At 66.2% G+C, this 25,149-nt stretch carries 32 protein-coding genes; 14 read left to right on the plus strand and 18 right to left on the minus strand.

Features of this window, described 5'->3' with window-relative positions:
* A complete protein-coding gene (locus KTJ87_RS12745) occupies nucleotides 1-924 on the minus strand; it encodes a molybdopterin guanine dinucleotide synthesis (RefSeq protein WP_267139503.1) in 924 nt (307 codons plus the stop codon).
* A 101-nt stretch (nucleotides 925-1,025) separates the two neighbouring features.
* Between KTJ87_RS12745 and KTJ87_RS12750 the strand changes: the two genes are divergently transcribed.
* Together KTJ87_RS12750 and KTJ87_RS12755 are read left to right on the plus strand one after the other, a co-directional pair.
* Nucleotides 1,026-1,733 carry an AzlC family ABC transporter permease gene (locus KTJ87_RS12750; RefSeq protein ID WP_267139504.1) on the plus strand — a complete coding sequence of 236 codons (708 nt, stop codon included), beginning with the start codon at nucleotides 1,026-1,028 and terminating at the stop codon, nucleotides 1,731-1,733.
* A complete protein-coding gene (locus tag KTJ87_RS12755) occupies nucleotides 1,730-2,056 on the plus strand; it encodes an AzlD domain-containing protein (RefSeq protein ID WP_267139505.1) in 327 nt (108 codons plus the stop codon). The genes KTJ87_RS12750 and KTJ87_RS12755 overlap by 4 nt, the downstream gene beginning before the upstream one ends.
* Here the strand turns inward: KTJ87_RS12755 and KTJ87_RS12760 are convergent.
* From KTJ87_RS12760 to KTJ87_RS12780, 5 genes are all read right to left on the minus strand, one after another.
* Nucleotides 2,046-2,678, minus strand: coding sequence for a hypothetical protein (locus KTJ87_RS12760; RefSeq protein WP_267139506.1), 633 nt, complete (start codon nucleotides 2,676-2,678; stop codon nucleotides 2,046-2,048). The two genes, KTJ87_RS12755 and KTJ87_RS12760, sit on opposite strands and share 11 nt — an antisense overlap.
* 56 nt (nucleotides 2,679-2,734) lie before the next feature.
* Complete coding sequence (locus KTJ87_RS12765) at nucleotides 2,735-2,875, minus strand: aa3-type cytochrome c oxidase subunit IV (protein ID WP_267139507.1); 141 nt, start codon at nucleotides 2,873-2,875, stop codon at nucleotides 2,735-2,737.
* Nucleotides 2,876-2,972: 97 nt separating this feature from the next.
* On the minus strand, nucleotides 2,973-3,449 hold the full coding sequence (locus KTJ87_RS12770; RefSeq protein WP_267139508.1) for a DUF6173 family protein: 477 nt from the start codon (nucleotides 3,447-3,449) through the stop codon (nucleotides 2,973-2,975).
* Complete coding sequence (locus KTJ87_RS12775; protein WP_267139509.1) at nucleotides 3,425-4,465, minus strand: MBL fold metallo-hydrolase; 1,041 nt, start codon at nucleotides 4,463-4,465, stop codon at nucleotides 3,425-3,427. Before KTJ87_RS12775 ends, KTJ87_RS12770 begins: the two co-directional genes overlap by 25 nt.
* Nucleotides 4,465-6,177 carry an acyl-CoA dehydrogenase gene (locus tag KTJ87_RS12780; protein WP_267139510.1) on the minus strand — a complete coding sequence of 571 codons (1,713 nt, stop codon included), beginning with the start codon at nucleotides 6,175-6,177 and terminating at the stop codon, nucleotides 4,465-4,467. Before KTJ87_RS12780 ends, KTJ87_RS12775 begins: the two co-directional genes overlap by 1 nt.
* Before the next feature lie 137 nt (nucleotides 6,178-6,314).
* On the opposite strand from KTJ87_RS12780, the gene KTJ87_RS12785 reads away from it, so the two are divergent.
* Nucleotides 6,315-7,238 carry an L-threonylcarbamoyladenylate synthase gene (locus tag KTJ87_RS12785; protein WP_267139658.1) on the plus strand — a complete coding sequence of 308 codons (924 nt, stop codon included), beginning with the start codon at nucleotides 6,315-6,317 and terminating at the stop codon, nucleotides 7,236-7,238.
* Nucleotides 7,239-7,318: 80 nt separating this feature from the next.
* Here the strand turns inward: KTJ87_RS12785 and KTJ87_RS12790 are convergent, their stop codons facing one another.
* The 5 genes from KTJ87_RS12790 to acpS all read right to left on the minus strand — a co-directional run bounded on the left by KTJ87_RS12790 (nucleotide 7,319) and on the right by acpS (nucleotide 10,729).
* Nucleotides 7,319-7,654, minus strand: coding sequence for a DUF1491 family protein (locus KTJ87_RS12790; RefSeq protein ID WP_267139511.1), 336 nt, complete (start codon nucleotides 7,652-7,654; stop codon nucleotides 7,319-7,321).
* Nucleotides 7,654-8,562 carry a GTPase Era gene (gene era, locus KTJ87_RS12795; RefSeq protein ID WP_267139512.1) on the minus strand — a complete coding sequence of 303 codons (909 nt, stop codon included), beginning with the start codon at nucleotides 8,560-8,562 and terminating at the stop codon, nucleotides 7,654-7,656. Before era ends, KTJ87_RS12790 begins: the two co-directional genes overlap by 1 nt.
* Nucleotides 8,563-8,726: 164 nt before the next feature.
* Nucleotides 8,727-9,410, minus strand: coding sequence for a ribonuclease III (rnc, locus tag KTJ87_RS12800; RefSeq protein ID WP_267139513.1), 684 nt, complete (start codon nucleotides 9,408-9,410; stop codon nucleotides 8,727-8,729).
* Complete coding sequence (gene lepB, locus KTJ87_RS12805) at nucleotides 9,407-10,192, minus strand: signal peptidase I (protein WP_267139514.1); 786 nt, start codon at nucleotides 10,190-10,192, stop codon at nucleotides 9,407-9,409. The genes rnc and lepB overlap by 4 nt, the downstream gene beginning before the upstream one ends.
* Before the next feature lie 135 nt (nucleotides 10,193-10,327).
* On the minus strand, nucleotides 10,328-10,729 hold the full coding sequence (gene acpS, locus KTJ87_RS12810; RefSeq protein WP_267139515.1) for a holo-ACP synthase: 402 nt from the start codon (nucleotides 10,727-10,729) through the stop codon (nucleotides 10,328-10,330).
* A gap of 301 nt (nucleotides 10,730-11,030) precedes the next feature.
* On the opposite strand from acpS, the gene KTJ87_RS12815 reads away from it, so the two are divergent.
* Nucleotides 11,031-11,351: a hypothetical protein gene (locus tag KTJ87_RS12815; RefSeq protein WP_267139516.1), complete on the plus strand. Its 321-nt coding sequence runs from the start codon at nucleotides 11,031-11,033 to the stop codon at nucleotides 11,349-11,351.
* 49 nt (nucleotides 11,352-11,400) lie between these two features.
* On the opposite strand, the gene KTJ87_RS12820 is transcribed toward KTJ87_RS12815, so the two are convergent.
* From KTJ87_RS12820 to folK, 5 genes are all read right to left on the minus strand, one after another.
* Nucleotides 11,401-12,147 carry a pyridoxine 5'-phosphate synthase gene (locus KTJ87_RS12820; protein WP_267139517.1) on the minus strand — a complete coding sequence of 249 codons (747 nt, stop codon included), beginning with the start codon at nucleotides 12,145-12,147 and terminating at the stop codon, nucleotides 11,401-11,403.
* A gap of 34 nt (nucleotides 12,148-12,181) precedes the next feature.
* The gene (locus KTJ87_RS12825) at nucleotides 12,182-12,838 is read right to left on the minus strand and encodes a DUF2062 domain-containing protein (RefSeq protein ID WP_267139518.1); all 657 of its coding nucleotides are present in this window, start codon (nucleotides 12,836-12,838) and stop codon (nucleotides 12,182-12,184) included.
* A 21-nt stretch (nucleotides 12,839-12,859) separates the two neighbouring features.
* A complete protein-coding gene (locus KTJ87_RS12830; RefSeq protein WP_267139519.1) occupies nucleotides 12,860-14,983 on the minus strand; it encodes a RelA/SpoT family protein in 2,124 nt (707 codons plus the stop codon).
* Nucleotides 14,984-15,014: 31 nt separating this feature from the next.
* Entirely contained in the window at nucleotides 15,015-15,386 is a 372-nt protein-coding gene (gene rpoZ, locus KTJ87_RS12835; RefSeq protein WP_267139520.1) for a DNA-directed RNA polymerase subunit omega, read from the minus strand.
* Nucleotides 15,387-15,479: 93 nt separating this feature from the next.
* Entirely contained in the window at nucleotides 15,480-16,025 is a 546-nt protein-coding gene (gene folK / locus KTJ87_RS12840) for a 2-amino-4-hydroxy-6-hydroxymethyldihydropteridine diphosphokinase (protein ID WP_267139521.1), read from the minus strand.
* A 173-nt stretch (nucleotides 16,026-16,198) separates the two neighbouring features.
* On the opposite strand from folK, the gene KTJ87_RS12845 reads away from it, so the two are divergent.
* The 8 genes from KTJ87_RS12845 to rnhA all read left to right on the plus strand — a co-directional run bounded on the left by KTJ87_RS12845 (nucleotide 16,199) and on the right by rnhA (nucleotide 22,020).
* Nucleotides 16,199-16,777, plus strand: a complete 579-nt coding sequence (locus KTJ87_RS12845; protein ID WP_267139522.1) for a LabA-like NYN domain-containing protein — start codon at nucleotides 16,199-16,201, stop codon at nucleotides 16,775-16,777.
* Between the two features lie 30 nt (nucleotides 16,778-16,807).
* Nucleotides 16,808-17,248, plus strand: a complete 441-nt coding sequence (locus KTJ87_RS12850) for a YqaA family protein (protein WP_267139523.1) — start codon at nucleotides 16,808-16,810, stop codon at nucleotides 17,246-17,248.
* A gap of 79 nt (nucleotides 17,249-17,327) precedes the next feature.
* A complete protein-coding gene (gene ispH / locus KTJ87_RS12855; RefSeq protein WP_267139659.1) occupies nucleotides 17,328-18,284 on the plus strand; it encodes a 4-hydroxy-3-methylbut-2-enyl diphosphate reductase in 957 nt (318 codons plus the stop codon).
* A gap of 382 nt (nucleotides 18,285-18,666) precedes the next feature.
* Nucleotides 18,667-19,638: a DNA cytosine methyltransferase gene (locus KTJ87_RS12860; protein ID WP_267139524.1), complete on the plus strand. Its 972-nt coding sequence runs from the start codon at nucleotides 18,667-18,669 to the stop codon at nucleotides 19,636-19,638.
* Nucleotides 19,638-20,477, plus strand: coding sequence for an NgoMIV family type II restriction endonuclease (locus KTJ87_RS12865; RefSeq protein WP_267139525.1), 840 nt, complete (start codon nucleotides 19,638-19,640; stop codon nucleotides 20,475-20,477). Before KTJ87_RS12860 ends, KTJ87_RS12865 begins: the two co-directional genes overlap by 1 nt.
* Before the next feature lie 40 nt (nucleotides 20,478-20,517).
* Nucleotides 20,518-20,976: a DUF3429 domain-containing protein gene (locus KTJ87_RS12870; protein ID WP_267139526.1), complete on the plus strand. Its 459-nt coding sequence runs from the start codon at nucleotides 20,518-20,520 to the stop codon at nucleotides 20,974-20,976.
* Nucleotides 20,973-21,569: a class I SAM-dependent DNA methyltransferase gene (locus KTJ87_RS12875; protein WP_267139527.1), complete on the plus strand. Its 597-nt coding sequence runs from the start codon at nucleotides 20,973-20,975 to the stop codon at nucleotides 21,567-21,569. The genes KTJ87_RS12870 and KTJ87_RS12875 overlap by 4 nt, the downstream gene beginning before the upstream one ends.
* Complete coding sequence (rnhA, locus tag KTJ87_RS12880; RefSeq protein WP_267139528.1) at nucleotides 21,562-22,020, plus strand: ribonuclease HI; 459 nt, start codon at nucleotides 21,562-21,564, stop codon at nucleotides 22,018-22,020. The genes KTJ87_RS12875 and rnhA overlap by 8 nt, the downstream gene beginning before the upstream one ends.
* Nucleotides 22,021-22,225: 205 nt before the next feature.
* Here rnhA and KTJ87_RS12885 read toward each other — a convergent pair whose 3' ends face one another.
* Nucleotides 22,226-23,260: an NAD(P)/FAD-dependent oxidoreductase gene (locus KTJ87_RS12885; RefSeq protein WP_267139529.1), complete on the minus strand. Its 1,035-nt coding sequence runs from the start codon at nucleotides 23,258-23,260 to the stop codon at nucleotides 22,226-22,228.
* Between the two features lie 47 nt (nucleotides 23,261-23,307).
* Between KTJ87_RS12885 and mnmD the strand changes: the two genes are divergently transcribed.
* Entirely contained in the window at nucleotides 23,308-23,982 is a 675-nt protein-coding gene (mnmD, locus tag KTJ87_RS12890) for a tRNA (5-methylaminomethyl-2-thiouridine)(34)-methyltransferase MnmD (protein WP_267139530.1), read from the plus strand.
* On the plus strand, nucleotides 23,979-24,848 hold the full coding sequence (locus tag KTJ87_RS12895) for a DMT family transporter (protein WP_267139531.1): 870 nt from the start codon (nucleotides 23,979-23,981) through the stop codon (nucleotides 24,846-24,848). The genes mnmD and KTJ87_RS12895 overlap by 4 nt, the downstream gene beginning before the upstream one ends.
* Before the next feature lie 78 nt (nucleotides 24,849-24,926).
* Here the strand turns inward: KTJ87_RS12895 and KTJ87_RS12900 are convergent, their stop codons facing one another.
* On the minus strand, nucleotides 24,927-25,112 hold the full coding sequence (locus tag KTJ87_RS12900) for a hypothetical protein (RefSeq protein WP_267139532.1): 186 nt from the start codon (nucleotides 25,110-25,112) through the stop codon (nucleotides 24,927-24,929).
* Between the last annotated feature and the right edge of the window lie 37 nt (nucleotides 25,113-25,149).

Consider the following 25,149-nt stretch of genomic DNA (forward strand, 5'->3'; position numbering starts at 1 on the left):
CTACGGTGTCCGTCCCTGTAGGGCGGGATTTATCCCGCCGCCACCGAACACCACCTGCCCCGCTGCCACCTGCAGCGCCTCCTCGATCCCGACGCCAAGGATCCACCCCTCTTCCGCCAGATGCGGCCCCGTCGCCGCCTCAAGTCCGCACGCCAGCACCTCCGGCCCGATGCCGTGCAGCGCCCCGGCAAGGCACTCTACCTGCACCGCGTCCTTGATCGGCGGGTCATGGTCCGCCACCCGCGCCCGAACGGCTGCGTCCAGCAGCGACGGATAGACCTCGGCCAGCACGATGGGCGCATTGTCCCACGGCTCGAAAGGCCAGACAGCGACCTGCGGGCCAAGTCGTTGCCGCAAAGCTTGCAGCCGCGCAATGCCGAGGATCGCCTGCGATCCGACAGAACCGGTGGTGAACAGTTTCCAGCACGGCTGCGCGCTGCGCACGCGGTCCTCGACCAACCGCCGCTCGGGGAACATGACGTCGCTGCGCGGTTTAGTCATCGTCAGTCCGGGCTGCACCGCGCGCGGTGGGCAGCCCCAGAACGGACCCTGCCCCGGCGTGTCCCGGTTCAGCCGTGCGGCCACGTCGAAACGGGTGTTGGCGTTGTCGGGCGCATCCCGCACCATCTCTGCCAGCCGCGCCCAAAGCGCGAGCGCCCCCGCCTCTCCGCAGGCCGCTTCCGCAAAGCCTGCCGGATAGCCCATCGGGAAATCCCAGCCGATCAGCAGCCGCTGCCCGGCGACAAGCGCCGCGTCGCAGCGCGCAAGGACCAGCGCCATCGCATCGTGCCGCGTCCGGCAATAGCGCGGCGGCATCGTGTCGGCCCCCGCCTCGGCCATCCAGATCGCGTCTTTCGACGGGCGGCGCGGCGAGGGCTTGGCGCTGGCGGACCAGTCGACGATCAGGATGCGGTCAAAGCCCATGCCGCCAGTCTAGTTGCACCGCGTGACGCCGCCCATCACCAAAAGCCATTTGAACGCCCCCGCGCGGCGCGATACTGGCAGAAGGGAAGAAAGGCTGACCCATGTCCGAAACACCCGCTCGCTCCAGCTATGTTCGCGGCCTGCTCGACAGTGCGCCCTTCATCCTTGTCGTCGCGCCCTTCGCGATGCTGTTCGGCGTGGTGGCGACCGGCGCAGGGCTGGACCTGATCGCGGCGATGTCGATGAGCGTCATCGTCATCGCGGGCGCCGCGCAGTTCACCGCGCTGCAGCTTCTTGCCGACAATTCGGGTGCCTTGGCGGCGCTGGCGGCATCGCTGGCGGTCAACTTGCGCTCTGCAATGTATTCGGCTTCGCTCGTGCCTTATATCGGTCGCGCGCCGTTATGGCAGCGGGCGCTGATCTCTTACGCGCTGTTCGACCAGAACTACGCCCTTGCGCTGCAGAAATACGAGACCGACGCGACCATGACCGTCGCACAGCGCGTCGCCTACTATGCCGGGGTGACGACGCCCGTCATTTCCTGCTGGTATGCCTTTACCCTGGTCGGCATCCTTGCCGGAAACCAGATCCCCGAGGGCTTGCCGCTCGATTTCGCGGTGCCGATCACGTTTCTCGCGCTGGTGGCACCGATGGTAAAGACCTGGGCCCATGCGGCAGCGGCGGGCACGTCCGTGGTGCTGGCGCTGGCGCTGCACGGGATGCCGTCGGGCACCGGTATCCTGGTCGGCGGCGTGGTGGCGATGGCGGCGGGCGCGGCGGTGGAAACCTGGCGGGAGGGACGGAAATGATCGACACCGGCGACTTGTGGATCGTGATTCTTGGCCTTGGCCTTGGCACCTACCTGATCCGGTTCTCGTTCCTGGGGATCATCGGCGACCGAGAGCTTCCGCCGCTGGTGCTGCGCCTGCTGCGCTATACCCCGGTCGCGGTGATCCCCGGCCTGATCGCGCCGATGCTGATCTGGCCCGAGACGACGGGCGGCACCGTCGACACCCCGCGCCTTGCGGCGGCGGCGGTCACCGTGATCGTCGGCTTTGCCACGCGCAACTTCGTCGCCGCGATGGTTGCTGGCGCGGCGACGCTGTTCGCGCTGCTGGCGCTTATCGGGTAGCCAGTTCCACCGACATCTGCGGCGCGCGGGTAATCATCTCGACCTGAAGGTCGGTGCGGTCGTCCGGCGAATCGTCCCGGTAGATCCTGGTCACGACACCGGGGCGCGCGGCGAATGCGGCGGCGACAGTGCGCGGAAAGAAGGTGCTTGGCACCCAGTCGAAACCGGGCGTGCCCGACAGGATCGACGTGATCGAGTTCGCGCAATACGCCTTGGGCACGGCGCCGTAGTTCTTGGCCGCAACCAGGATGCGCTCGGCCGTTTCGGGCGAAACGGTCAGGGTCTGGGTCTGCACGCGGTAGGTCTCGCGGGCGTGGTAGTCGATGTAGATCTCTTCCATCCGCGGGGTCAGCCCGTAGTGAAGATCGTTCACCTCGGGCGTCCAGGGATGCTTGAAGGTGCCCGCCGGATCGAACACGGCCCGTTCCGAGGCGTTGATGAACAAGCCCGAGTGCGCGCCGGAATTGTCTCGGTTCGAGATCACCGTGACCAGCGTGATCGAAGATGGCGCGGTGCCGGGCGTGCGATACTTCTGCACCTCTTCCGCCGGGGCTGCGACCGGTTCCGCCCCGCAGGCTGCCAGTGCGGCGAGCAATCCAAAGGCAATCATGAAACGCCGCATGGCCATTCTCCTATCGTAGAAGCGAAAAGGACGACCGCGCGGGCCGTCCTTTCGGGTCAGGTGTTGAAGATGGCCAGGAAGACCAGAATCGCGATGGACGCGATCGCCACCCGCATCGACCAGGTGACAAAACCTTCGAAGGTCTTTTCCTGAACCGAGATGTCCATCTCGCCATGCTTGTGCTTGTTCTCAGCCATGTCGTGCATTCCTTGTCGTCAAACCGCCGTTTGGCCGTTCGATTAGCCTATTCGGCGCGACCTGTCACGCCAGAGGATTGGCACAATTCATCGCAGGTCAGTCCTGTTCCAGATCGGCCACGAGCCGGAAGCCGATCCTGCGGGGTTCCTGCTGCGGGGACGGGCGCGGCAGGGCCCGCAGGCGCACGTTCAACTGGCTGACATGCTGGATCAGCTGGGTGCGGATGCCTGTCTCGTCCGATCCATAGAAGGTCACGATGTCGGGATCGAAGTAACCGATGCCCTCGATCCGCAGCGCGCCGGTGGAATCGGCGGCGAACCCCATCGCCACCTCATGCTCGGCGTCCAGCTGATCCTCGAAGTTCTTGATGTAGAGGATCAGGCGTTCATAGGCCCATTCGGCGGGGCTCTTGTCCTTCAGCGGCTTGCGCGTCACCGCGCGCGGCAAGGGCTGCGTCTCGGGCGACGTCACGCCGGGGTCGGTGTGGATCGCCCAGGCGGCGGGGATGGCGTCGCGCTCGTGCGCTTCGGCGGTGGTCGAGATCTCGGTCAGGGCCGCGCCTCGTAGAGCCATGCGCCATCGTCCCGGCGGGTCCGGGTGACGCGGCCCGCAAGGAACAGGTGGTTCACATGCGCCACCGCCTCGACCAGCGCGAGACCGAACTCGCCGGTCCCGATCTTGCGCTTGAACAACTCGGGAAAGCAGTCGACTGCCGTGCGCGGAGTTGTCAGGAACCGTTCCAACCGGGCAAGCGCGCCGTGGTGGTTGTCGATCAATTGCCGCATCCGGATCGGCAGCCCGGTATAGGGCAGCTTGTGGCCGGGCAGGACAAGCTGGCGGTCGGTGGCAAAGGCGGACAGGCGTTCGCAGGCCTCGAGCCACTCGCCCACCGGGTCAGCCCCCGGTTCGGTCGCGTAAACACCAAGGTTGGGCGAAATCGTCGCCAGAAGCTGATCGCCGCCCAGGACGATCTCTCCATCGGTCGACCACAGCGTCGCATGTTCCGGCGCATGGCCGTTGCCGATCCGCACGTCCCAGTCACGCGCGCCGACGCGCAGGCGGTCGCCTTCCGCGATCCGCGTGAACCCCAGCGGCAGCGGCGCGACAGCATCGGCGAAGTTGAACGGCTTTTCCGCCAAGCGTTCTTGCAGCATCGCGGGCGGCATCCCCGCGCCGCGCCAGAACGCCTCGGTCTCGGGCTTCACCTCGGTGTGGACATCCAGCGTCAGCATCCGCGCGAACAGCCACGCGGTGCGGGTCGTCATCAGGTCCGCGCCTTGTTCGGTCTGAAACCATCCGGCCAGACCGATATGGTCGGGATGGTGGTGCGTCACCAGCACCCGGCGCACGGGCTTGCCCGACAGCGGGCCGTCCAGCAACGCCTGCCAGATCTCGCGGCTTTTCGCGCTGGCAAAGCCGGTGTCCACCAGTGTCCAGCCATCGCCGTCATCCAGCGCATAGCAGTTGACGTGATCGAGCTTCATCGGCAGCGGCATCCTGATCCACAGGATGCCGTCCGCCACTTCGCGGGCCTCGCCGGGGGCCGGGGGCGTGTCCCACGGCGTGCGTATGGCCGCGCTGCCGTCCATCAGGCGGCCAGATCCTCGACCGACAGGGCATAGAGCCCCTGCGCCCCGGCCCGCGCATGGGCGCAGGCGGCGCCATGTTCGGGCAGCAGCCGTTCGATGAAGAACCGCGCCAGCGCGCTGCGTTTGCCGGTGCCGCCCTCGGCCAGCGCCGATTGCAGGTGGAAATGCCCGCCCAGCACCCGCGCAAAGGCCCGCAGATAGGGCACCGCCCCCGCGAAACGCTCGTTCATGTCGGGCTGCGACACCAGCCATTCGGTGGTCTCGCGCAGGGTCTCGGTCGCACCCCACACCGCTTGCGCCATCTCGGGCAGGGTGTCGCGCCCGGCCTCGGCGGCCTTCTGGATTTCGTCGATCAGGCGATACGCCGCGTCGCCGCCGTCCATCATCTTGCGCGCCACAAGGTCCATCGACTGGATTCCGTTGGTGCCCTCGTAGATCGTCGTGACCCGCACGTCGCGCAGGAATTGCGCAGCGCCGGTTTCCTCGACAAAGCCCATGCCGCCGTGCACCTGCACCCCCATCGACGCCATCTCGACGCCCACATCGGTGCCGTAAGCCTTGGAGATCGGGGTGAGCAGCGCCGCGCGCGCCTTCCATTCGGCGTCGCCCGTTGCGGTGCCCATGTCGATGGCGACCGCGTTGGCCAGAGCGATGGCGCGCGCCGCCGCCACTTCGGCCTTCATCGTCATCAGCATTCGGCGCACATCGGCATGATCGGCGATGCTGCCGTTGCCTTCGACCGGGGTCTTGCCCTGCTTGCGGTCCAGCGCATAGGCCAGCGCGTGCTGATAGGCGCCATCAGCCACGCCGATGCCCTGCACGCCGACGCCCAGCCGCGCGTTGTTCATCATCGTGAACATCGCCGCCATGCCGCCGTTCTCCTTGCCGACCAGCCAGCCGGTCGCGCCGGAGTATTCCATCACCGCCGTCGGAGAGCCGTGCAGGCCCAGCTTGTGCTCAAGGCTGACCACGCGCAACTCGTTCGCCACGCCCGGCTTGCCGTCCTCGGGGATGAACTTCGGCACCATGAACAGCGAGATACCCTTGGTCCCCGGCGCCGCATCCGGCAGCCGCGCCAGCACAAGATGGCATACGTTGTCCGCCATGTCGTGATCGCCCCAGGAGATGTAGATCTTCTGCCCGGTGATCGCGTACGATCCGTCGCCGTTCGGCTCGGCGCGCGTGCGCAGGGCGCCGACGTCCGACCCGGCCTGCGGTTCGGTCAGGTTCATCGTGCCGGTCCATTCGCCGGAAATCAGCTTGGGCAGGTAGATGTCCTTGAGGGTGTCCGAGGCATGGTGTTCCAGCGCCTCGATCTGCCCCTGGGTCAGCAGCGGGTTCAGTTGCAGCGACAGGCAGGCCGCCGACATCATCTCGTTCACCGCCGTGGTGATTGTCATCGGCAGGCCCATTCCGCCATACTCGGGCGAGGCGGAGGTGGACACCCAGCCGCCATCCGCGATCTGCTTGTAGGCCTCGGCGAACCCCTTGGACGAGCGCACAACGCCGTTCTCAAGCCGCGCCGGATCGGTGTCGCCGTTGCGGTTCAGCGGCGCCATGACTTCCTCGCACAAGCGTCCCGCCTCGGTCAGGATGGCGTCGGTGACATCCTGGCTGGCGTCGGCGAACCGGTCGGTTTCCCGGACCTGCGACAGCCCGACGACATGCTCGAACAGGAACTGGAACTCGGAAACGGGGGCGCGGTAGGGCATGGGGTCCTCCTCAGATGCGGCTTGAGAGCCTGCCGCAAGAGGGATAGACACCCCCCTTGCATCTGTCGAGGGTATGAACTGTGAGCGACGAGGCAACCGGGACGCAGCGTCACGGGGGCGACACGACCGAGCGGCTGATGGCCGCAGACGGCGTGGGCCGCGCCGCCGCCCTGCTGCGCGACGGTGCGCTGGTCGCGTTTCCGACGGAAACCGTCTACGGGCTGGGCGCGGATGCCACCGACGATGTCGCCGTCGCGCGCATCTTCGAGGCCAAGGGACGGCCGAGGTTCAACCCGCTGATTGTGCATGTGCCGTCGCTGGATGCCGCGCAGAGGATCGGGGATTTTGACGCGGATGCCCTGCGGCTGGCGCTGGCGTTCTGGCCCGGGCCGCTGACGCTGGTGGTGCCGCTGCGACCCGATGCCGGGATCTCCCCGCTGGTGACGGCGGGGCTGGACACCATTGCGCTGCGAGTGCCCGATGCGGCGCTTGCCCGCCGCCTGCTGGAGGCCACAGGCCGCCCAGTCGCCGCGCCTTCGGCCAATCCATCCGGCAAGGTCAGCCCGACACGGGCCGAGCATGTGCTGGCCGGGCTCGGCGGGCGGATCGAGGCGGTGCTGGATGGCGGGCCGTGCGGCGTCGGCGTCGAGTCGACGATCATTGGAACGGTGGGCGGCGTCACGCTGCTGCGTCCCGGCGGCCTGACGGTCGAGGCGGTGGAGGGCTGCCTTGGCCATGCCCTGAAGACGCGAGCCGAAAGCGACGCGATCACCGCGCCCGGGCAACTTTCCTCGCACTACGCGCCCGACGCCGCGCTGCGGCTCAACGCCGATACGCCCGAGCCGGGGGAGCGATACGTCGGGTTCGGCCCGGACCATCCATCTGACATCACCCTGTCGGCCTCGGGCGACCTGGTGGAAGCCGCCGCGCGCCTGTTCCATCTGTTGCGCGGTCTGGATGCGGGGGACAGCGCGCCGATTGCCATCGCGCCGATCCCGGAAACCGGGCTGGGCCGCGCGATCAACGACCGCCTGCGCCGCGCCGCCGCGCCGCGGGGATAGACCAAGGTCTGTCCCAAACCTTGCAGGAAATTCCTCATCGAGGAATTTGGACACTCTCTCGGACGAGAGAGTGCGCCCGCTCAGCCGCCGTCCAGCCCCGGCTGATCCAGCAGCGTGCGCCCCGCGCGGTCCTCAACCTCGATCACCCACAGGTCCGGGTCGAACCCGCGCTGGCGGGCAAGGGCAGCATCCACCTCGGCCTCTGGCCCCTCGGCCAGCACCACCCAGCGGCGTTCGTCCGTCATCATGTCGTAGGTCCGCTGATGCGCCACCGCGCGCCCGTCGAGCGTGTTCAGCTTGACGATCACCGCGCCCGCCGTCGCATCGCCCCGCGCCACAACGAAGGCCGGAATGTCGGCCAGCCGCAGCCGCGCGAGATAGGCCTGCACCCAGAAGTCCGCCGTAAGGCGGACCATCACTCCGATCCGTCAGAGAAATCGAGGCCGATCTCGGAATAGCGTTCCGCCTCGTCCTGCCAGCCGGGCCGCACCTTGACCTGCAGGAACAGGTGCACCTTGCGGCCAAGGAACTCCTCGATCTCGGTGCGGGCGGCGACGCTGACGCCCTTGATCGTCTCGCCCTTGTTGCCCAGCACGATGCCCTTGTGGCCGTCGCGCATGACATAGATCACCTGGTCGATCCGCGCAGAGCCGTCCTTGCGATCCTCCCAGGCCTCGGTCTCGACGGTCATCTGGTAGGGCAGTTCCTCGTGCAGGCGCAGGGTCAGCTTTTCGCGCGTCATCTCGGCGGCGATCATTCGCATCGGCAGGTCGGCGATCTGGTCCTCGGGGTACAGCCACGGCCCCTCGGGCACAGCAGAGGCCAGCCATTTGCGCAGATCATCCACGCCGTAGCCCTTTTCGGCCGAGATCATGAAGGTCTCTTCAAAGGCGAAGCGGTCGTTGAGCCGCTGCGACAGCGCCAGCAGCGCCTCGGCCTTCACGCGGTCGATCTTGTTGATCGCCAGCACGACGCGGGCGCCCTGCGCACGCTCTTCCATCGACGCGAGGATCGCCTCGGTGCCCTCGGTCAGGCCCCGGTGCGCCTCGATCAGCAGAACGACGATGTCGGCATCCGCCGCCCCGCCCCAAGCCGCGGCGACCATCGAGCGGTCGAGCCTGCGGCGCGGGCGGAAAATGCCGGGGGTATCTACGAAAACCAGTTGCGCCTGCCCCTCCATCGCCACGCCCCGAATGCGGGCGCGGGTGGTCTGGACCTTGTGCGTCACGATCGACACCTTCGCCCCGACCATGCGGTTCAGAAGCGTGGACTTGCCCGCATTGGGCTCTCCGATAAGGGCGACAAAGCCCGCGCGTGTGGTCATGGATCGGCCTGCGATTGGTGTGGGTGGTTCGGTGATAGGCAGTTTGCGGGCGCTTGACCATGGGCAAACCGGGGGAGGTCATTCCGGGCGGCGGGATAAATCCCGCCCTACGGCGGTGGTGGCAGGGCGGGATTTATCCCGCCCCCCGGTATCGGCCGCAGGTGTCAGGACGTCTCCATCCGGTCCAGCAGCGCCCGCGCGGCCAGCTGTTCCGCCTGCCGCTTCGACGCAGCGCTGGCGGTCTCGTGCTCGCCCGAGGCAAGCCGCACCTCAATGGTGAAGACCGGCGCGTGGTCGGGGCCGGAGCGGCCCGTTTCGGTGTAGCTGGGCGGCGGCAGCTTGCGAGCCTGCGCCCATTCCTGAAGGCTGGTCTTGGGGTCGCGCGCGTCCTGTTCGACGGCGGCGATCCGGTCGCCCCACAGCCGCTGGATCAGCGCGCGCGCAGGCTCGAACCCGCCATCGAGGTAGACGGCGGCGATCACCGCCTCCATCGCGTCGCCAAGCAGCGCCTCCTTGCGGCGCCCGCCGGTCATCATCTCGGAGCGGCCGAGTTTCAGCACCTCGCCCAGCCCGATCTCGCGGGCAACGGCGGCGCAGGTCTCCTTGCGCACCAGCGCGTTGAACCGGGGCGCAAGCTGGCCCTCGCTGGCGGCGGGGTCCGCCGACAGCAGCGCCTCGCACATCACGAGGCCCAGCACCCGGTCGCCCAGGAATTCAAGCCGCTGGTTGTCGGGGCGCGTGGGCGAGGACATCGAGGCGTGCGTGACCGCCCGCACGAGAACCTCCGGGTCGGCGAAGTCGTGCCCGATGCGGTCCGAAAACCGTTTCAGCTCGATCGACAGCTTCAATCGATCGCCTTGAACAGCCGGTCCGGGCGCCATGTCCAGACGAAGAACATCGACCGGCCCGCCGAGGAAAAGATCACCCGGTCGGCGCGGCCGATCAGGTTCTCGAACGGCACGAAACCGACGCCCAGCGCCGATTGCGCCACGCGGCTGTCGGTCGAGTTGTCGCGGTTGTCGCCCATCATGAAATAATGGCCCTCGGGCACGGTGTAGACCGGCGTGTTGTCCAGCCGCGACATCCGCACGTCCAGCACATCGTGGCTAAGCCCGTTGGGCAGCGTCTCGGTTGCGCGGTCCTTGATGCAGTCGGCGCCAAGGCCGACGCCAAGGTTCTTGCACTGCGGCAGCGATCCGGCGGGGCCCTGTTTCTCGTAGGTCTCGATGAATTCGCCGGCGGGCACCTGCGGGGCGGGTTCGCCGTTGATCTGCACGACGCCGTCGATCAGTTGCACCTTGTCGCCCGGCAGCCCGATCACGCGCTTGATGAAATCGGTGCCCTGCACCGGGTGACGGAACACCGCGACATCGCCGCGCTCGGGTTCGTTGCCAAGGATGCGGCCCGAGAACGGGCAGATCGAGAACGGGCAGGAATATTGCGAATAGCCATAGGCCATCTTGTTGACGAACAGGAAGTCGCCGATCAGCAGCGTGTCCTTCATCGACCCCGACGGGATCCAGAACGGCTGAAAGAACAGGGTGCGGAACACGCCCGCGATGAGAAGCGCATAGACGATGGTCTTGACCGTCTCGAGAATGCCCTCGGACTTTTCGCTTTTCGTCGCCATTCGGGAGTGTCCTGCCTGAGGTTCATGGAACGGCGCGTTCATGAGCGCGCCCGGGCGGGGTGTCAAGGCAAGCGTGGGTGAGGGCGGTGCGAACGGCACGGGCAAGGCAACAGGGAAGGCGGGACACGTCCCGCCCTACGGCTTGGGCCGCGCCTCGATCACGACGAAAGCCTGCGCCCAGGGGTGATCGTCGGTCAGGGTGACATGCACGATCGCCTCGTGCCCCTCGGGGGTCATGCTGTCGAGCCGTTCCTTGGCCCAGCCGGTCAGTTCCATCACCGGCTGGCCGGTGCGCAGGTTGCGCACGGCCATGTCCTTCCACGCGATGCCCATGCGCAGGCCGGTGCCGAGCGCCTTGGAACATGCCTCTTTCGCAGCCCAGCGTTTCGCATAGGTCCCGGCGGTGTCGGCGCGGCGTTCGGCCTTGGCCTGTTCCACCTCGGTGAACACGCGGTTACGGAACCGGTCGCCGAACCGGTCGAGCGTGCCCGCGATGCGGTCGATGTTGGCCAGGTCGGTTCCGATCCCGAGGATCATCTTCCCGTGATCCCGGCGGCGGGACGACGGCCGACCCGGTGCGCGGGCAAGGCCGCCGTGGGCGCGAAATGGCGATGAACTTGGCAGACCATGAGGGACTCCGTTGTGGTGCCGCGAAGGTAGACGGCAGCGTCAGCGGTTTCACGCAGAAAAGTATGTGCATTGGCGCACAAAGTAACGCCTCAGTGACGTTTATGTGACTGAGCGATCAGAAACTTTTCCCTCTCCCAAACGATATCTCCCTGAACGCGGCGGCAATGTCCGCCCCGCTCTGAACACAGAACGCTAGAGGATATACATCATGAAAACCGCAATCATCGCACTTGCCGCCCTGACCTTTGCCGCCCCCGCCTTTGCCCAGCAGATCGGTTCGGGCACCGACGCCGCACGCCAGTTCTTCGCCCAGAGCGAGACCGGCAACGAAAGCCGCGTCTTCATCGACGGCATGGAAGGCATCTCGGACACGGCGCTGGCCCAGGCCGAGCGTGAGCTGAAGTCGCAGGACGGCTACAACAAGGGCCTGATGCCGATGTTCAACAACGACCTCGGCCAGTACGCGAGCGAAGATGCACGCCGCATCCTGAACAACATCGCCGCCGAAGACGACGGCGCCGCGTCGTAAGCGCGCCCGTCCCAGACCAACAAGGGGTCCCCTCGCGGGGGCCCTTTTTCTATGCGCGCGCCTCGTCCATCAGGCGGCGCATCTCGTGGATCGCGGGGCCGAGGCCGCGAAAGATCGCCTCGCCGATCAGGAAATGCCCGATGTTCAGCTCGGCCAGTTCCGGGAAGGCGGCGACGGGGCCGACCGTGTCATAGGTCAGGCCGTGGCCCGCGTGAACCTCGAGCCCAAGATCATGGGCAAAGGTCGACATCTCGCGCAGACGCTCAAGCTCGGCATCCCGTTCGTCCAGCCGACCCTCGGCATGGGCATCGCAATAGGCGCCGGTGTGCAGTTCCACGACCGCCGCGCCGATCCGGTGCGCCGCCTCGATCTGGCGCTTGTCGGCGGCGATGAAGATCGACACCCGGCAGCCGGCCTCGGCCAGAGGCGCGATGAAATGCGCCAGCCGGTTCTCTTCGCGCGCAACTTCGAGGCCCCCCTCGGTCGTGCGCTCCTCGCGCCGCTCGGGCACGATGCAGACGGCGTGCGGCTTGTGGCGCAGGGCGATCCTTTGCATCTCGTCGGTGGCGGCCATCTCGAAGTTGAGCGGCAGGGTCAGCGTTTCGACCAGGCGTTCGATATCATCGTCCGAGATATGGCGGCGGTCCTCGCGCAGATGCGCGGTGATCCCGTCCGCGCCCGCCTCTTCGGCCAGCTTTGCCGCGCGCACCGGATCGGGATAGGCGCTGCCGCGCGCGTTCCGCACGGTGGCGACATGGTCGATGTTCACGCCAAGGCGCAGCGGGGTCTGGGACATGTTAGGCTCCTTGCCGGGGGTCGCGCTGCGGAACCTAGTCCGCTTTCGCGGCAAGGTCAGCCTCGGCCTTGAGTTTTGCAAGCCTGCGCTTCTCGACCTTCTCGCGGCGCTTCTTGTCGCGGATCTTCTGGTAGGCGGTGACCATAGGGACGCTGATCCGGAAAAAGATGTAGCCCGTGATGACGCCGGGGAAGAAACCGCCGACAAGGTAGGGCAGGAAGACGTTTCGGTAGAAGATCGCCAGCGATGTCCAGTCCGCGTCCCGGTCGGTGAACAGCGCGATCAGGTTCTGCCACAGATCGAGAGCGGCCCGCGAGAACGCGAAAACCACGTTGTGGATATGTAGCGGGTTCGGGCTGTCCAGCAGGAACGTCCCAATCTCGAGCGAGATCGTCGCGATGATCGGAAAGGTCAGCGGATTGCCGACGAAGGTGGCCATCAACGCGGCCAGCATGTTGCCCTGGATAATCAGGGCGACCAGCGCCGCATAGACGAAGTGAAAGCCGAAGAAGGGGCTGAAGCTGACGAAGACACCCGCAGCGATGCCGCGCGCGATCTTGTGCGGCGGGTCGGGCAGGCGCCGCAAACGGTGCATGATATAGGACGCCGCGCGCCCCCATCCGCCCTTGGGCCAGAACAGGTCGCCCAGCTTTTGCACCCAGGTGCGTTGCTTGCGCCGTTTGAAGACCATTCGGGCGGGCCCCCTTGTGCCCTAGGGTTTGCGGCTCGGGTCGCGGTGCCGCGTGATCGAGGACACGTCGCTTTCCGCTTCGAGTGCCAGCATCACGGTGTGGAAGTGTTCGGCATCGCGCATGTCTACGTCGATAATCAGGCGATAAAAGTCCGGTTTCCTGTCAAGGAAGTGCAGGTCCGAGATATTCGCCTTCTGCTCTCCGATCAACGTGCATATCCGGCCCAGCACGCCCGCGCCGTTGGCGATCGTCATTTCAAGACTTACGGTATAAGCTGGAGGATGCGGGCCGGTGTGCCATTGCAGATCGACCCAGCGGTCCGGCTCGTCCTCGACCTCGGCCAGCGCGGGACAATCGATGGCATGCACGCGCACGCCCTTGCCGCGATAGGTGATGCCGACGATCCGCTCTCCGGGGACCGGCTGGCAGCATTGCGCGCGTTCGAAATCCTGTTCCGGCGACAGGCCGATCACGGCGCGCTTGGGTTCCACCTCGCCGGTGCGGCGCACGGCGGCCAGTTCGGGATAGAGCGTCTGCACGACCTCGCGCGCGGACATCTCGGCCGAGCCGAGGCGGGCCAGCAGGTCGTCGGCGCTGTCCAGCCCCATCTGTTTCGCTGCGGTGCGCAGGGCCTTGTCGGTCGCCTTCTTGCCGACGTGATCGAACGCGACGCGGGCCAGTTCGGCGCCCAGCTTGACGAAGCGCGCCCGATCCTCGGCGCGCAAGCTGCGCCGGATCGCGGCCTTGGCGCGCCCTGTCACGACGATGTCGATCCAGGTGCCCTGCGGCCGCTGCCCCTCGGCGGTGATGATGTCGACGGACTGCCCGTTCTTGAGCCGCGTCCAGAGCGGCACGCGGATGCCGTCGACCTTGGCGCCGACACAGCCGTGCCCGATGCGGGTGTGGATCGCATAGGCGAAATCCAGAGGTGTCGCCCCGCGCGGCAGCTTGACCACGTCGCCCTTGGGCGTGAAGCAGAACACCTGGTCGGAATACATTTCCAGTTTGACGTGTTCGAGGAACTCGTCGTGATCCTCGCCGGTGTCGAACCGCTCGGTCAGCTGGGTGATCCATTTTGCCGGGTCGACGGCAAAGCGGTTCTCGGCGCGCTGGCCGTCGCGGTAGGCCCAATGCGCGGCAACGCCGCTTTCGGCGACCTCGTGCATCTCGCGGGTGCGGATCTGCACCTCGACCCGCTTGCCGTCGCGGCCCGACACGGTGGTGTGGATCGACCGGTAGCCGTTGGATTTCGGCTGGCTGATGTAGTCCTTGAACCGCCCCGGCACCGCGCGCCAGCGCTGGTGGATCGCGCCAAGCGCCGAATAGCAGGACGATTCGCTGTCGGTGATGATGCGGAAGCCGTAGATGTCGGAGAGGCGGGAGAACCCGATCTCCTTCTCCTGCATCTTGCGCCAGATCGAGAACGGCTTCTTGGCGCGGCCGAACACCTCGGCCTCGACATGCACCCTCTCAAGCTCGTGCTCGATGTCGTGGGTGATCTTCTGGACCACGTCGCCCGCCTCGCGCTGGAGCGTGATGAAGCGGCGGATGATCGAGTTTCGCGCGTCGTTGTTGAGCACCCGGAACGCCAGGTCCTCAAGTTCCTCGCGCATCCACTGCATGCCCATCCGGCCCGCAAGCGGCGCGTAGATGTCCATCGTCTCGCGCGCCTTCTGCACCTGCTTTTCGACGCGCATCGCCTTGATCGTGCGCATGTTGTGCAGGCGGTCGGCCAGCTTGACGAGGATCACCCGCAGGTCCTTGGACATCGCCATGAACAGCTTGCGGAAATTCTCGGCCTGCTTGGTCTCGGACGACGACAGTTGCAGGTTGGTCAGCTTGGTGACGCCGTCCACCAGTTCGGCGATCTCGACCGAGAACATCTCGGAGATCTGGCCGTAGGTGGATTTGGTGTCCTCGATGGTGTCGTGCAGCAGCGCGGTGACGATGGTGGCATCGTCAAGCTGCATCTCGGTCAGGATCGCGGCGACCGAGACAGGGTGCGTGAAGTATTCCTCGCCCGAATGGCGATACTGCCCCGCGTGCATCTTCTGGCCATAGGCATAGGCCCGGCGCAGCATGTCTTCGTCGGTGCGGGGGTTGTAGTTGCGGACCAGTTGGATCAGGTCGCTGGCGTCGATCATCCGGTCCGCACCATCATCGCGTCATCGCGCGTTACTTCTGCTCTTGAGCTTCCATCAGGGCGCGCAGCAGCTTTTCCTCGGACATATCGTCGTCCGACGGCCGGTCTGCACGTTCCTGGTGACCACCGCCGCCGCCCATGAGCAGCGCCATGGAATCGTCTTCGGGTTCGTCGACCTCGATCTGGGTCTGGTTCGATTCGATCATCCGCTCGCGCAGTTCTTCGGCCGACTGGGTCTCGTCGGCGATCTCGCGCAGGCTGACGACAGGGTTCTTGTCGTTGTCGCGGTCGATGGTGATCGGGGAACCAGCCGTGATCTCGCGGGCGCGGTGCGCCGCCAAGAGGACGAGGTCGAACCGGTTCGGAACTTTGTCAACGCAATCTTCAACCGTCACGCGGGCCATGAGGGACTCAATCCTTGGTCGGGGAAACAGGAACCCCGTGTTTAGGCCCCTCGAATAAACTTGACAAGCCGAAAGTCTGCGAAACCCCAAGGATCACAGAGGAATGATGCCCGCTTTTTCACTGTCCGGCAGCTGTTTGGCCATCTCGGCGGCCGTCATGCCAAGCAGCGGGTGCCGCCAGTCCGGCGCCACGTCGCACAGCGGAATCAGCACGAAGCCGCGTTCATGCAGACGCGGGTGCGGCAGGATCAGCCCATCCGGCGCCGTCGTCTGCTGCGCGGCAAGGTTCAGATCGCGCCAGCGGGCGTGGGTTGCCGCATCGGGCAGGACCGTTTCGCCAAGCGCCAGAAGGTCGAGATCGAGCGGCCGTTCGGCCCAGCGCCGCCTGCGCACCCGGCCGAACCGGGCCTCGATCCCGTGCAGATGCGCCAGCAGGTCCGGCGCGGTCAGAGCGGTGCGAACCCGAACCGCTGCGTTCACGAAATCCGGACCGGCGCCGGGCGGAAAGCAGGGGGTGCTGAAGAACCGGCTGACCCGCTCGACAAGAATATCATTGTGAGATATTTCGGCGAGTGCGGCGCGCAGCGTGTCAGCGGGCGATCCAGCCTCGGACGGCTGGTTTCCCCCAAGCGCGACCAAACCTATACCATTGGCCTTTTGACGCAACGTAGCCCCTTTCCTAAGGTAACAGAATAATGAACAAGCCCGATTTGGACCGTGGCATATCGCAGGCTACGTCCCCGTCCATAGTCTCGTATCGATTTGCCAGCTGCTCAACCACTTGGCGCTGATCGGTTTGAAAGGACCCCCACATGTTTTACCGCGATGAGCGCCTTGCGCTCTTCATTGACGGATCGAACCTTTACGCTGCCGGAAAGGCTCTTGGATTCGACATCGACTACAAACTTCTGCGCCAGGAATTCATGCGGCGCGGCAAGCTTCTGCGCGCGTTCTATTACACCGCGCTGCTGGAGAACGAGGAATATTCCCCGATCCGCCCGCTGGTCGACTGGCTGCACTACAACGGTTTTTCCATGGTGACGAAACCGGCCAAGGAATACACCGACAGCCAGGGCCGCCGGAAGATCAAGGGCAACATGGACATCGAGCTGACCGTCGACGCGATGGAGCTTGCGCCGCGTGTCGACCACATCGTCCTGTTCTCGGGCGACGGTGATTTCCGCCCGCTGGTCGAATCGCTTCAGCGTCAGGGCGTGCGGGTGTCGGTGGTGTCCACGATCCGCAGCCAGCCGCCGATGATCGCGGACGAATTGCGCCGCCAGGCCGACAACTTCATCGAACTGGACGAGTTGAAGGACGTCATCGGCCGCCCTCCGCGCGAGCCGCGGGTCGAGCGCGAGTCGAACGACTACGAACGCTCGGACCAGTGAAGCTGCGGCCATGCGCCCTAGATCGGGCGCATGGACAGCGTGCTTTCCCTTCTTGGCCTGTTCGCCGCCGCCTTCGGGGCGGCGACGATTCTTCCGTTCCAGTCCGAAATCGTCTTTGTCGGTGTGCAGGCCGCCGCGCTTGCGCCCGTCTGGCTGATCGTTGTGGTCGCCAGCGTCGGCAACGTGCTGGGGTCGGTGGTGAATTACTGGATGGGCATGGGGATCGAACGCTTTCGCGGCAGCCGCTGGTTTCCCGTCACGGACCGACAGCTTGAGCGTGCGCGGGGCTGGTATGCCCGCTGGGGCGTCTGGACGCTGCTTCTGTCCTGGGCGCCGTTCGGCGACGGGTTCACCGTGGTCGCGGGGATCATGCGCACGCGCCTTTGGGTGTTCCTCGCGCTGGTGAGCATCGCCAAGACCGGGCGGTATATCCTGTTGGCGCTGGCGACGGCGGGGGTGATGGGGCTCTGACCCCTTTCACCCAGCGGCGCGGCGTCCTAGGTCATGGACGACACCGCCCTGCACCGGATACGCTGGCCCCATGACCGACATGACAGACCGCAAACCGCCCCTCGCCCTCTACCTCGCCGCCCCCCGTGGGTTCTGCGCAGGCGTGGACCGCGCCATCAAGATCGTCGAGATGGCGCTGCAGAAATGGGGCGCGCCGGTCTATGTGCGCCACGAGATCGTGCACAACAAATACGTCGTCGACGGGCTGCGCGCGCAAGGCGCCGTGTTCGTCGAGGAACTCGACGACTGCCCGCCCGACCGCCCGGTGATCTTTTCCGCGCACGGTGTGCCAAAGGCTGTCCCGGCCGAGGCGGCGCGGCGCGAGATGGTTTATGTCGATGCCACCTGCCCGCTGGTCAGCAAGGTCCATATCGAGGCGGAGCGCCACCACGAGCAGGGCCGCCAGATGGTGATGATCGGCCACGCGGGCCACCCCGAGACGCTGGGCACCATGGGGCAACTGCCGGACGGCGAGGTGATCCTGGTCGAGACGGTGGACGACGTGGCGGGGATAGAGGTGCGCGACCCCGATGCGCTGGCCTTCATCACGCAGACGACGCTGTCGGTGGATGACACGGCGGGGATCGTCGCGGCGCTCAAGGCGCGGGTTCCCAATATCGTCGGGCCGCACAAGGAAGACATCTGTTACGCCACGACGAACCGGCAGGCGGCGGTCAAGGCGATGGCGCCGGGCTGCGACGCTCTGCTGGTGATCGGGGCGCCGAACTCGTCGAACTCGAAACGGCTGGTCGAGGTGGGGGCGCAGGCGGGGTGCCGCTATGCGCAGCTGGTCCAGCGCGCCGCCGACATCGACTGGCGCGCGCTCGAAGGCATCCGGTCCGTGGGGATCACGGCCGGGGCGTCGGCACCTGAAGTGCTGGTCAACGAGGTTATTGACGCCTTCCGCGCCCGGTTCGACGTGACGGTCAAACCGGTGGTGACGGCAGAAGAGAACGTCGAATTCAAGGTCCCGCGCGTGCTGCGCGAACCTGCCTGAGGGATCGCGCCCCCGTGTCCTGATGCTGCGGTCCTGATGCTGCGCCCCGTTCGGCGGGGCGGCGGTGCGGCGGGCGGATGCCCTGCGGATAGAAGAAGATCGGCGCCGTGTCCTTGCGGACAGACCACGACGCGGGGGCTGTCATCCCCCCGCGATGCCCGGCAAGGGAGTGCCCCCCTCTTACCGCTTCAAGCCTGACGGGTGGGGCCAAGTGTCGGGCCCGTTGGGTCATCTTCGATGCTGCAGCGAGCGGGAAGATGACGAGGAAGGGTTAGGAAGTGGTTGGGGGAAAGGGCGGTGAACAGTGCTTTTGGGTGGGCCGCGTTGACTTTTTGTTCACGTTGCGAACCTATGTAGTGCGAATGTGAACCGAAGGCGCGATATGCAGAGCAATCTTACATCTATTGAGCTTTGCGCGGGTGCCGGCGGGCAAGCGCTTGGTATCGAGAATGCGGGTTTCGATCATCAGGCGTGCGTCGAAATCGATAACTGGTGTCGGGCCACTCTGAACCTCAACAGGCCAGATTGGAACGTGCTCGACGGCGACCAGTCTGATCTGACCCAATTCGATCCGCGCCCATTTGCCGGTGTTGACCTGGTGGCAGGTGGCGTCCCTTGCCCGCCCTTTTCGAAGGCAGGAAAACAACTTGGCGCAGCAGATGAACGCGACCTGTTTCCGCACGCGCTTCATGTCGTCGACCAAATACGTCCCAAGGCGGTGATGTTGGAGAATGTCCGGGGATTCCTTGATGCCGTCTTCCACGACTACCGGCAAAAGCTGAAATCCCAACTGAAGGCTATGGGATACACGTTCGCTGAATGGCACCTTTACAACGCATCCGACTTTGGCGTGCCTCAACTACGCCCCCGCGTGGTGATCGTCGCCGTCCATGACAACTACGCCGAGGATTTCGATTGGCCGAAAGGCAATGATCTGCAACCTCCTACGGTGGGAAAGTGCCTCCACGATCTTATGAGTGCAAATGGATGGCGTGGAGCCGACGCTTGGGCTTTGCTCGCCGATGAGATTGCGCCCACAATCGTAGGAGGCTCGAAAAAGCATGGAGGTCCGGACCTTGGCCCGACGCGGGCGCGTCGGGCATGGGAAGCCCTTGGAGTGAACGGCAAGACAATCTCTGATGAAGCCCCCGAAGCGGATTTTGAAGGGATGCCGCGCCTGACCGTGAGAATGGTCGCGCGGCTTCAGGGCTTTCCAGATGATTGGAAATTCGCCGGGCGCAAGACGGCTTCATACCGACAAGTGGGCAACGCCTTTCCGCCGCCAGTGGCCGAGGCTGTCGCCCGCAACCTGCGCGCAGCCATCACGGCGCGCCGCCTCTACGCCGTCGCGTAGTGGCGGCCTGGCTGCTCGAAGCGCGGCGCTTGTTTCACGCCGAGTGTCTGTCGGCGCCAATTTCCGAGACGAACGGCGTGCCGTCCATTGCCGACGTGTCCAACCGCAGGAGCCGTGAAATCGCTTCTGGTATTGTCGCAAGGATCGGGGCCAGCAGCGTCCACGCGACTAAGCCGGCGGGACAGACGGCCGGAAGCATGTTCGAAACCGCGACACAGAACTTTGTCTCGTCCTGCTTCGCACAAGTCCGGCATCTTCGGCCCGGGACGTTCATCACTGCCAAGGCGCAGGCCATCGCTCAGTTCGATCAGTACAGCCACCTTGAAGACCTTCACGCTCTCGCATTGGGGAGCAAAGAATTGCGCACCCTCCTTGGCAGCGACTATCTGATGAAGCCCGATGTCGTGGTTCTGAGGCAGCCAGAGGCGGATGCAACGATCAATCAGGACCGTTTGCTGGTCGATGAAACCGTGGCCCGGCGCACGTCGCTGAGAGAGGCGAATGGTGCAAGGGCCACTTTGCACGCATCTATAAGCTGCAAACTGACCATCCGATCTGACCGGGTCCAGAACACGCGATCCGAGGCCTTGAACCTTGTGCGGAACCGCAAGGGGCGCTTGCCCCACATCGTGGCAGTTACCGCAGAACCCCTTCCATCGCGCATCGCCGCAATTGCCCTTGGCACTGGCGACATGGACTGCGTCTATCACTTCGCTTTGCCTGAACTGATCGAAACGCTGACTGAATTGCAAAGCGACAGCCTGGAACTTGTCGAAACAATGGTTGAAGGACAGCGGTTGCGCGACATCGCCGACCTTCCATTGGATCTGGTGATCTAGCCCCCCTTCCATCCCCCGCCACATACGTTACATACCCCCCATGTTCGGACATGACATCCCGCGTGGCGCGCTGATCCTTGGGTTGGCGGGGCTTCTCCCTTTCGTCTGGGGCGCGCTGACGCTGGTCTCGGTCGAGGCGGCGGAATTCGGGATGCGGATGCTGGGGCCGCGCTTTATCGGCCCCTTCGTGCTGCTGAATTACGGCACGATCATCCTTGCCTTCATGTCCGGTGTGCTCTGGGGTTTCGCCGCCAGGGGACAGGGTGCGACCGCGACTGCGGGATACGCGCTGTCCGTGGTGCCGGCGCTCTGGGCGTTCTTCTTCGTGGGCGGCGGCGCGCAGTCTGCTGCGATCATCCTGATCGCGGGATATATCGGACTGCTGGGGCTCGACTGGACCTTCTGGCGACAGGGCCTTGCCCCGCGCTGGTGGATGCAGCTTCGGATCCCGCTTAGCGCTGTCGTCATCATGTGCCTTGCCACAGGAGTATTGAGATGACTGCAGATACAGAAACCCTTGCCGCCTACGACCGCGAAGCCGCGCGCTATGCCGAGATGATCGGCGATTCCGCCGCGCGCGACGACACGCTGGCCGCCTTTGCCAAGGCGCTGACGCCGGGTGCGCGGGTGCTGGACGTGGGCTGCGGGCCGGGCCACGCGGCGGCGTTCCTTGCCGCGCAGGGCTTTGCCGTGGACGCCATCGACGCCTCGCGCGGGATGGCGCAGATCGCGCGCGAGGCCTACGGGATCGAGGTGACGCGCTCGGACTATTCGATGATGACGGATGAGGCGGTCTATGACGGCATCTGGGCGGCGTTCAGCCTGCACCACGCGCCGCGCGTCGAGATGGCGGGTAACCTCAAGCGGCTGTTCCGCGCGCTGAAACCCGGCGGGCTTTTGGCGGTGACGCTGAAGACCGGCGAGGGCGAGCGGCGCGACCGGCTGGGGCGCTACACGACCTTCTATGCCGAGGACGAGATCGGCCTGATGCTGCGCACCGCGGGCTTCAAGGTGGGCGATGTCGTCACCGGCACCGGCAGCGGGTTGAGCGGCGAGGAGTCCGAGTGGCTGATGGTCTTCGCGCATGCCTGACCTCTACGCCTATACCGACGGCGCCTGCTCTGGAAACCCCGGCCCCGGTGGCTGGGGGGTGCTGCTGATCGCCCGCGAGGGCGACGCGGTGGTCAAGGAGCGGGAGCTGTCGGGGGGCGAGGCGGAGACGACGAACAACCGCATGGAGCTGATGGCGGCGATCAGCGCGCTGGAGTCGCTGTCGCGGCCTTCGGTGCTGACGATCGTCACCGACAGCGCCTATGTGAAGAACGGCGTGACCGAGTGGATTCACGGCTGGAAGCGCAACGGCTGGAAGACCTCGACCCGGAAGCCGGTGAAGAATGCCGAGCTGTGGCAACGGCTGGACGCGGCACGGGGGCGGCATACGGTCGAATGGCGCTGGATCAAGGGCCACGCCGGGCATGCCGAGAACGAGCGCGCGGATGCGCTGGCGCGCGCGGGGATGGCGCCGTTCAAGGCGAAGGTGTGAAGGTGTAGGCGCCCGGTCGAGCGTTGTCTGGCCCGCGCAAGCCGGCCGCGCCCGACCCTCCCCCCGGGAGGGCGCATAGGTGCCGTCCCGCTCCGAACCGCTGGTGTGCGATCTGCGCAGGTTTCGCTTTGAAGTTCCGTTCCCGCGCCCTCCCAGGCTCGGGCGCGGCCCTTCATCAAGGTTTTGGCCTTGGGGCCAGAGCGTGTCAGAGATTCGCCTCGACCCTGAACCCCTCGGGGATCGCACCGTGCCCGTCCAGCACCATGTCCGCCATCACCTCGGCCACCTTGGGCGCCATGCCAAAGCCGATCTTGAAGCCGCCGTTGGCGATTAAATGTCCGGGTCGCCCTGGCCAGGCGCCCAGTATCGGGGCGCGGGTTCTGGCGCGGGGGCGGACCCCGGCCCAGCGGGCGATCACAGGGACATCCGCCAGCGCGGGACAAAGCATGCGGGCCTTTGCGACGACATCGTCAAGTTGCGCATCCGTGCTTGCGGGCGCGGTGAACTCCCGTTCCGAGGTGGATCCGACGGCGGTGGTGCCATCAGCATGGGGCACGATGTGGACGCCGTCCGCGAAAAGCTGCGGCTGACCCCGCCGGTCAAGCGCCAGAAGCGCTGCCTGCCCCTTCACACCTGCGCCGACTGTCTTGCCGAACGCCTCTGACAGCGCGGCAAGGCCCTGCCAACCGGTCGCCCAGACCACGGCGCCCTCGTCCGCGCCGTCCTGCGTGATCTCGCCCCCTTGGGCAACGATGGCAGCGGCAAGGCTGTCGCAGGCCTGCCGGGGATGCAGACGCGCGGTCAGGGTATCACGGATCAGCCAGCCCGTCGGGCTGGCCGGTTCCCAATCGCCGCCCGCCGCGATCACGTCCCATGTGGCATGACCCTGCCAGAGATCGCCCGCTGTAACCGCACGGGCATGGGCCATCTCCAGCGCACGCGCATCCGCGACCGGCTGCACCCGTCCCAACCGCGCATACCCCGAAGACAGCCCCGACAGGGCATCGACACCGCGCCAGAACGCTTCGGCCATCCTGAGGCTGTCGAACTGGAACTGCTTTTTCTCGTTCCAGTTTTCGGGCGTATGCGGGGCGAGCGCGCCGACGATCCCGCCCGACGATCCCGCGCCGATACCGTGGGGGTCGATGACGCGCACCCGCGCGCCGCGCGCCGCGCAGGCATGGGCGATGGACAGCCCGAAGATGCCCGCGCCATGCACCGTCACGTCGATCCTTGCCATTGCCCTGCCCCCGGCCCAGTGTCGCCCCCGTTCTAGGGGGTATGGCGATGACCGGAAAGGCGGGGCTTGAGTGGCGCGACGGCACGCCGGTGTCGCACCGCTTCGACGATCCGTATTTCTCGATGCAGAACGGGCTGGAAGAGACCCGGCACGTCTTTCTGTCCGGCAATGGTCTGCCGGCGCGGTTCCGGGACGGGTTTCACATTGCCGAACTTGGGTTCGGGACCGGGCTGAATTTGGCGGTGGCCTGCATGGCCTGGGCCGAGCATGGCGCGCCGGGGCGCCTGCGCTTTACCAGTTTCGAGGCCTATCCGCTGGCCGTGCCCGAGATGCACCGCTCGCTCGAGGTGTTCCCGGGGACAGCCAAGGCGCTGGCGGGGGTCCTGAACGCGATTGAAGCCGGGGCGACAGAGGCACTGACCGACACGCTGCACTTCACGCTGATCCCGGGCGACGCGCGGCAGACGCTGGCGCACTGGGACGGGGCGGCGGATGCGTGGTTCCTTGACGGCTTTTCCCCCGCGAAGAACCCCGAACTGTGGGGGCCGGACCTGATGCGGGGCGTTGCAGCGCGCACGGCAAAAGGCGGCACCTTTGCCACCTATACGGCGGCTGGGCATGTGCGCCGCGCGCTGGACGCCGCCGGGTTTGACGTTGCCCGCCTGCCGGGATACGGGCGAAAGCGGCATATGAGTGCCGGCACCCTGAGACCGCCCCCATGACCGAACAGAACACCCGCCTCGGCATTTTGCTGATGGTCACCACGACCTTCATCTTCGCGATGCAGGACGGCATCTCGCGCTATCTGGCGGGGGAATACAACGTCTACATGGTGGTGATGATCCGCTACTGGTTCTTCGCGGCCTTCGTGATGACGGTGGCGTCGCGGCAGGCGGGCGGATTGCGCGCCGCGGCGGCGACGAAACAGCCGATCCTGCAGGCGTTCCGCGGGTTCCTGCTGGCCGCCGAGATCTGCGTGATGGTCGCGGGGTTCGTGCTGCTGGGGCTGGTCGAGGCGCACGCGGTCTTCGCGTCCTATCCGCTTCTGATCGCGGCTCTGTCGGGGCCGGTGCTGGGCGAATACGTCGGCCCGCGCCGCTGGGCGGCGATCGGCGTCGGCTTTGTCGGCGTGATCGTGATCCTGCAGCCGGGCTTTGGCGTCTTCACGCCCGCCGCGATCGTGCCCTTGTGCGCGGCACTGATGTTCGCGCTCTATGGCCTGCTCACCCGCTATGCGGCGCGCCTCGACAGCGCAGCCACCTCGTTCTTCTGGACCGGCACGACCGGCGCCGTGGCGATGACCTTCGTCGGAATCTGGTTCTGGGAGCCGATGACAGCGCATGACTGGGCCTGGATGACCGCGCTGTGCATCACCGGCGCGGCGGGTCACTGGACGCTGATCAAGTGCTACGAGGTGGCCGAGGCATCCTCTGTGCAGCCCTTCGCCTACCTGCAGCTGGTCTTCGCCTCGGCGCTGGGGCTGGTGGTGTTCGGCGAGGTGATCGAGACGCATGTGGCGGTCGGCGCGGGCATCGTCGTGGCGGCGGGCCTGTTCACGCTGTGGCGGGCGCGGGTGTCCGGCCGCTGACGCTGGCCGGACCCGGCTGGGGGGCTCTGCCCCCCAGACCCCCCGGAGGTATTTGTGGACCAAAGATGGAGCAGGGGATCAGTCTGCCTTTGGCCCCGCATCCTCGGCCCAGCGGCGCAGGAAGTCCGGATGGTCCAGGCGGGCCGTCAGGATATCGCCCATCAGGAGCGGCTGGGTCTTCCGCGGCGTGCGTTTCGGGCGCGCGGGCTGGTCCTGCGGCGCGAATACGGTGGCCAGCCAGTCGGTGAGGAGCATCGTGGTCATGGGATCGAGGGTAAGGCGCGGAGGCGTGCCGTGTCAC

The organism is Anianabacter salinae (genome assembly GCF_019061145.1).
Lineage (GTDB): Bacteria > Pseudomonadota > Alphaproteobacteria > Rhodobacterales > Rhodobacteraceae > Anianibacter > Anianibacter salinarum.

Excerpts from the sequence above, each read along its gene's own strand:
- KTJ87_RS12745 (WP_267139503.1), bottom strand. The coding sequence starts at position 924 with ATGGGCTTTGACCGCATCCTGATCGTCGACTGGTCCGCCAGCGCCAAG.
- KTJ87_RS12750 (WP_267139504.1), top strand. The coding sequence starts at position 1,026 with ATGTCCGAAACACCCGCTCGCTCCAGCTATGTTCGCGGCCTGCTCGAC.
- KTJ87_RS12755 (WP_267139505.1), top strand. The coding sequence starts at position 1,730 with ATGATCGACACCGGCGACTTGTGGATCGTGATTCTTGGCCTTGGCCTT.
- KTJ87_RS12760 (WP_267139506.1), bottom strand. The coding sequence starts at position 2,678 with ATGCGGCGTTTCATGATTGCCTTTGGATTGCTCGCCGCACTGGCAGCC.
- KTJ87_RS12765 (WP_267139507.1), bottom strand. The coding sequence starts at position 2,875 with ATGGCTGAGAACAAGCACAAGCATGGCGAGATGGACATCTCGGTTCAG.
- KTJ87_RS12770 (WP_267139508.1), bottom strand. The coding sequence starts at position 3,449 with ATGGCTCTACGAGGCGCGGCCCTGACCGAGATCTCGACCACCGCCGAA.
- KTJ87_RS12775 (WP_267139509.1), bottom strand. The coding sequence starts at position 4,465 with ATGGACGGCAGCGCGGCCATACGCACGCCGTGGGACACGCCCCCGGCC.
- KTJ87_RS12780 (WP_267139510.1), bottom strand. The coding sequence starts at position 6,177 with ATGCCCTACCGCGCCCCCGTTTCCGAGTTCCAGTTCCTGTTCGAGCAT.
- KTJ87_RS12785 (WP_267139658.1), top strand. The coding sequence starts at position 6,315 with ATGGCCGCAGACGGCGTGGGCCGCGCCGCCGCCCTGCTGCGCGACGGT.
- KTJ87_RS12790 (WP_267139511.1), bottom strand. The coding sequence starts at position 7,654 with ATGGTCCGCCTTACGGCGGACTTCTGGGTGCAGGCCTATCTCGCGCGG.
- era (WP_267139512.1), bottom strand. The coding sequence starts at position 8,562 with ATGACCACACGCGCGGGCTTTGTCGCCCTTATCGGAGAGCCCAATGCG.
- lepB (WP_267139514.1), bottom strand. The coding sequence starts at position 10,192 with ATGGCGACGAAAAGCGAAAAGTCCGAGGGCATTCTCGAGACGGTCAAG.
- acpS (WP_267139515.1), bottom strand. The coding sequence starts at position 10,729 with ATGATCCTCGGGATCGGAACCGACCTGGCCAACATCGACCGCATCGCG.
- KTJ87_RS12815 (WP_267139516.1), top strand. The coding sequence starts at position 11,031 with ATGAAAACCGCAATCATCGCACTTGCCGCCCTGACCTTTGCCGCCCCC.
- KTJ87_RS12820 (WP_267139517.1), bottom strand. The coding sequence starts at position 12,147 with ATGTCCCAGACCCCGCTGCGCCTTGGCGTGAACATCGACCATGTCGCC.
- KTJ87_RS12825 (WP_267139518.1), bottom strand. The coding sequence starts at position 12,838 with ATGGTCTTCAAACGGCGCAAGCAACGCACCTGGGTGCAAAAGCTGGGC.
- KTJ87_RS12830 (WP_267139519.1), bottom strand. The coding sequence starts at position 14,983 with ATGATCGACGCCAGCGACCTGATCCAACTGGTCCGCAACTACAACCCC.
- rpoZ (WP_267139520.1), bottom strand. The coding sequence starts at position 15,386 with ATGGCCCGCGTGACGGTTGAAGATTGCGTTGACAAAGTTCCGAACCGG.
- KTJ87_RS12845 (WP_267139522.1), top strand. The coding sequence starts at position 16,199 with ATGTTTTACCGCGATGAGCGCCTTGCGCTCTTCATTGACGGATCGAAC.
- KTJ87_RS12850 (WP_267139523.1), top strand. The coding sequence starts at position 16,808 with ATGGACAGCGTGCTTTCCCTTCTTGGCCTGTTCGCCGCCGCCTTCGGG.
- ispH (WP_267139659.1), top strand. The coding sequence starts at position 17,328 with ATGACAGACCGCAAACCGCCCCTCGCCCTCTACCTCGCCGCCCCCCGT.
- KTJ87_RS12860 (WP_267139524.1), top strand. The coding sequence starts at position 18,667 with ATGCAGAGCAATCTTACATCTATTGAGCTTTGCGCGGGTGCCGGCGGG.
- KTJ87_RS12870 (WP_267139526.1), top strand. The coding sequence starts at position 20,518 with ATGTTCGGACATGACATCCCGCGTGGCGCGCTGATCCTTGGGTTGGCG.
- KTJ87_RS12875 (WP_267139527.1), top strand. The coding sequence starts at position 20,973 with ATGACTGCAGATACAGAAACCCTTGCCGCCTACGACCGCGAAGCCGCG.
- rnhA (WP_267139528.1), top strand. The coding sequence starts at position 21,562 with ATGCCTGACCTCTACGCCTATACCGACGGCGCCTGCTCTGGAAACCCC.
- KTJ87_RS12885 (WP_267139529.1), bottom strand. The coding sequence starts at position 23,260 with ATGGCAAGGATCGACGTGACGGTGCATGGCGCGGGCATCTTCGGGCTG.
- mnmD (WP_267139530.1), top strand. The coding sequence starts at position 23,308 with ATGACCGGAAAGGCGGGGCTTGAGTGGCGCGACGGCACGCCGGTGTCG.
- KTJ87_RS12895 (WP_267139531.1), top strand. The coding sequence starts at position 23,979 with ATGACCGAACAGAACACCCGCCTCGGCATTTTGCTGATGGTCACCACG.
- KTJ87_RS12900 (WP_267139532.1), bottom strand. The coding sequence starts at position 25,112 with ATGACCACGATGCTCCTCACCGACTGGCTGGCCACCGTATTCGCGCCG.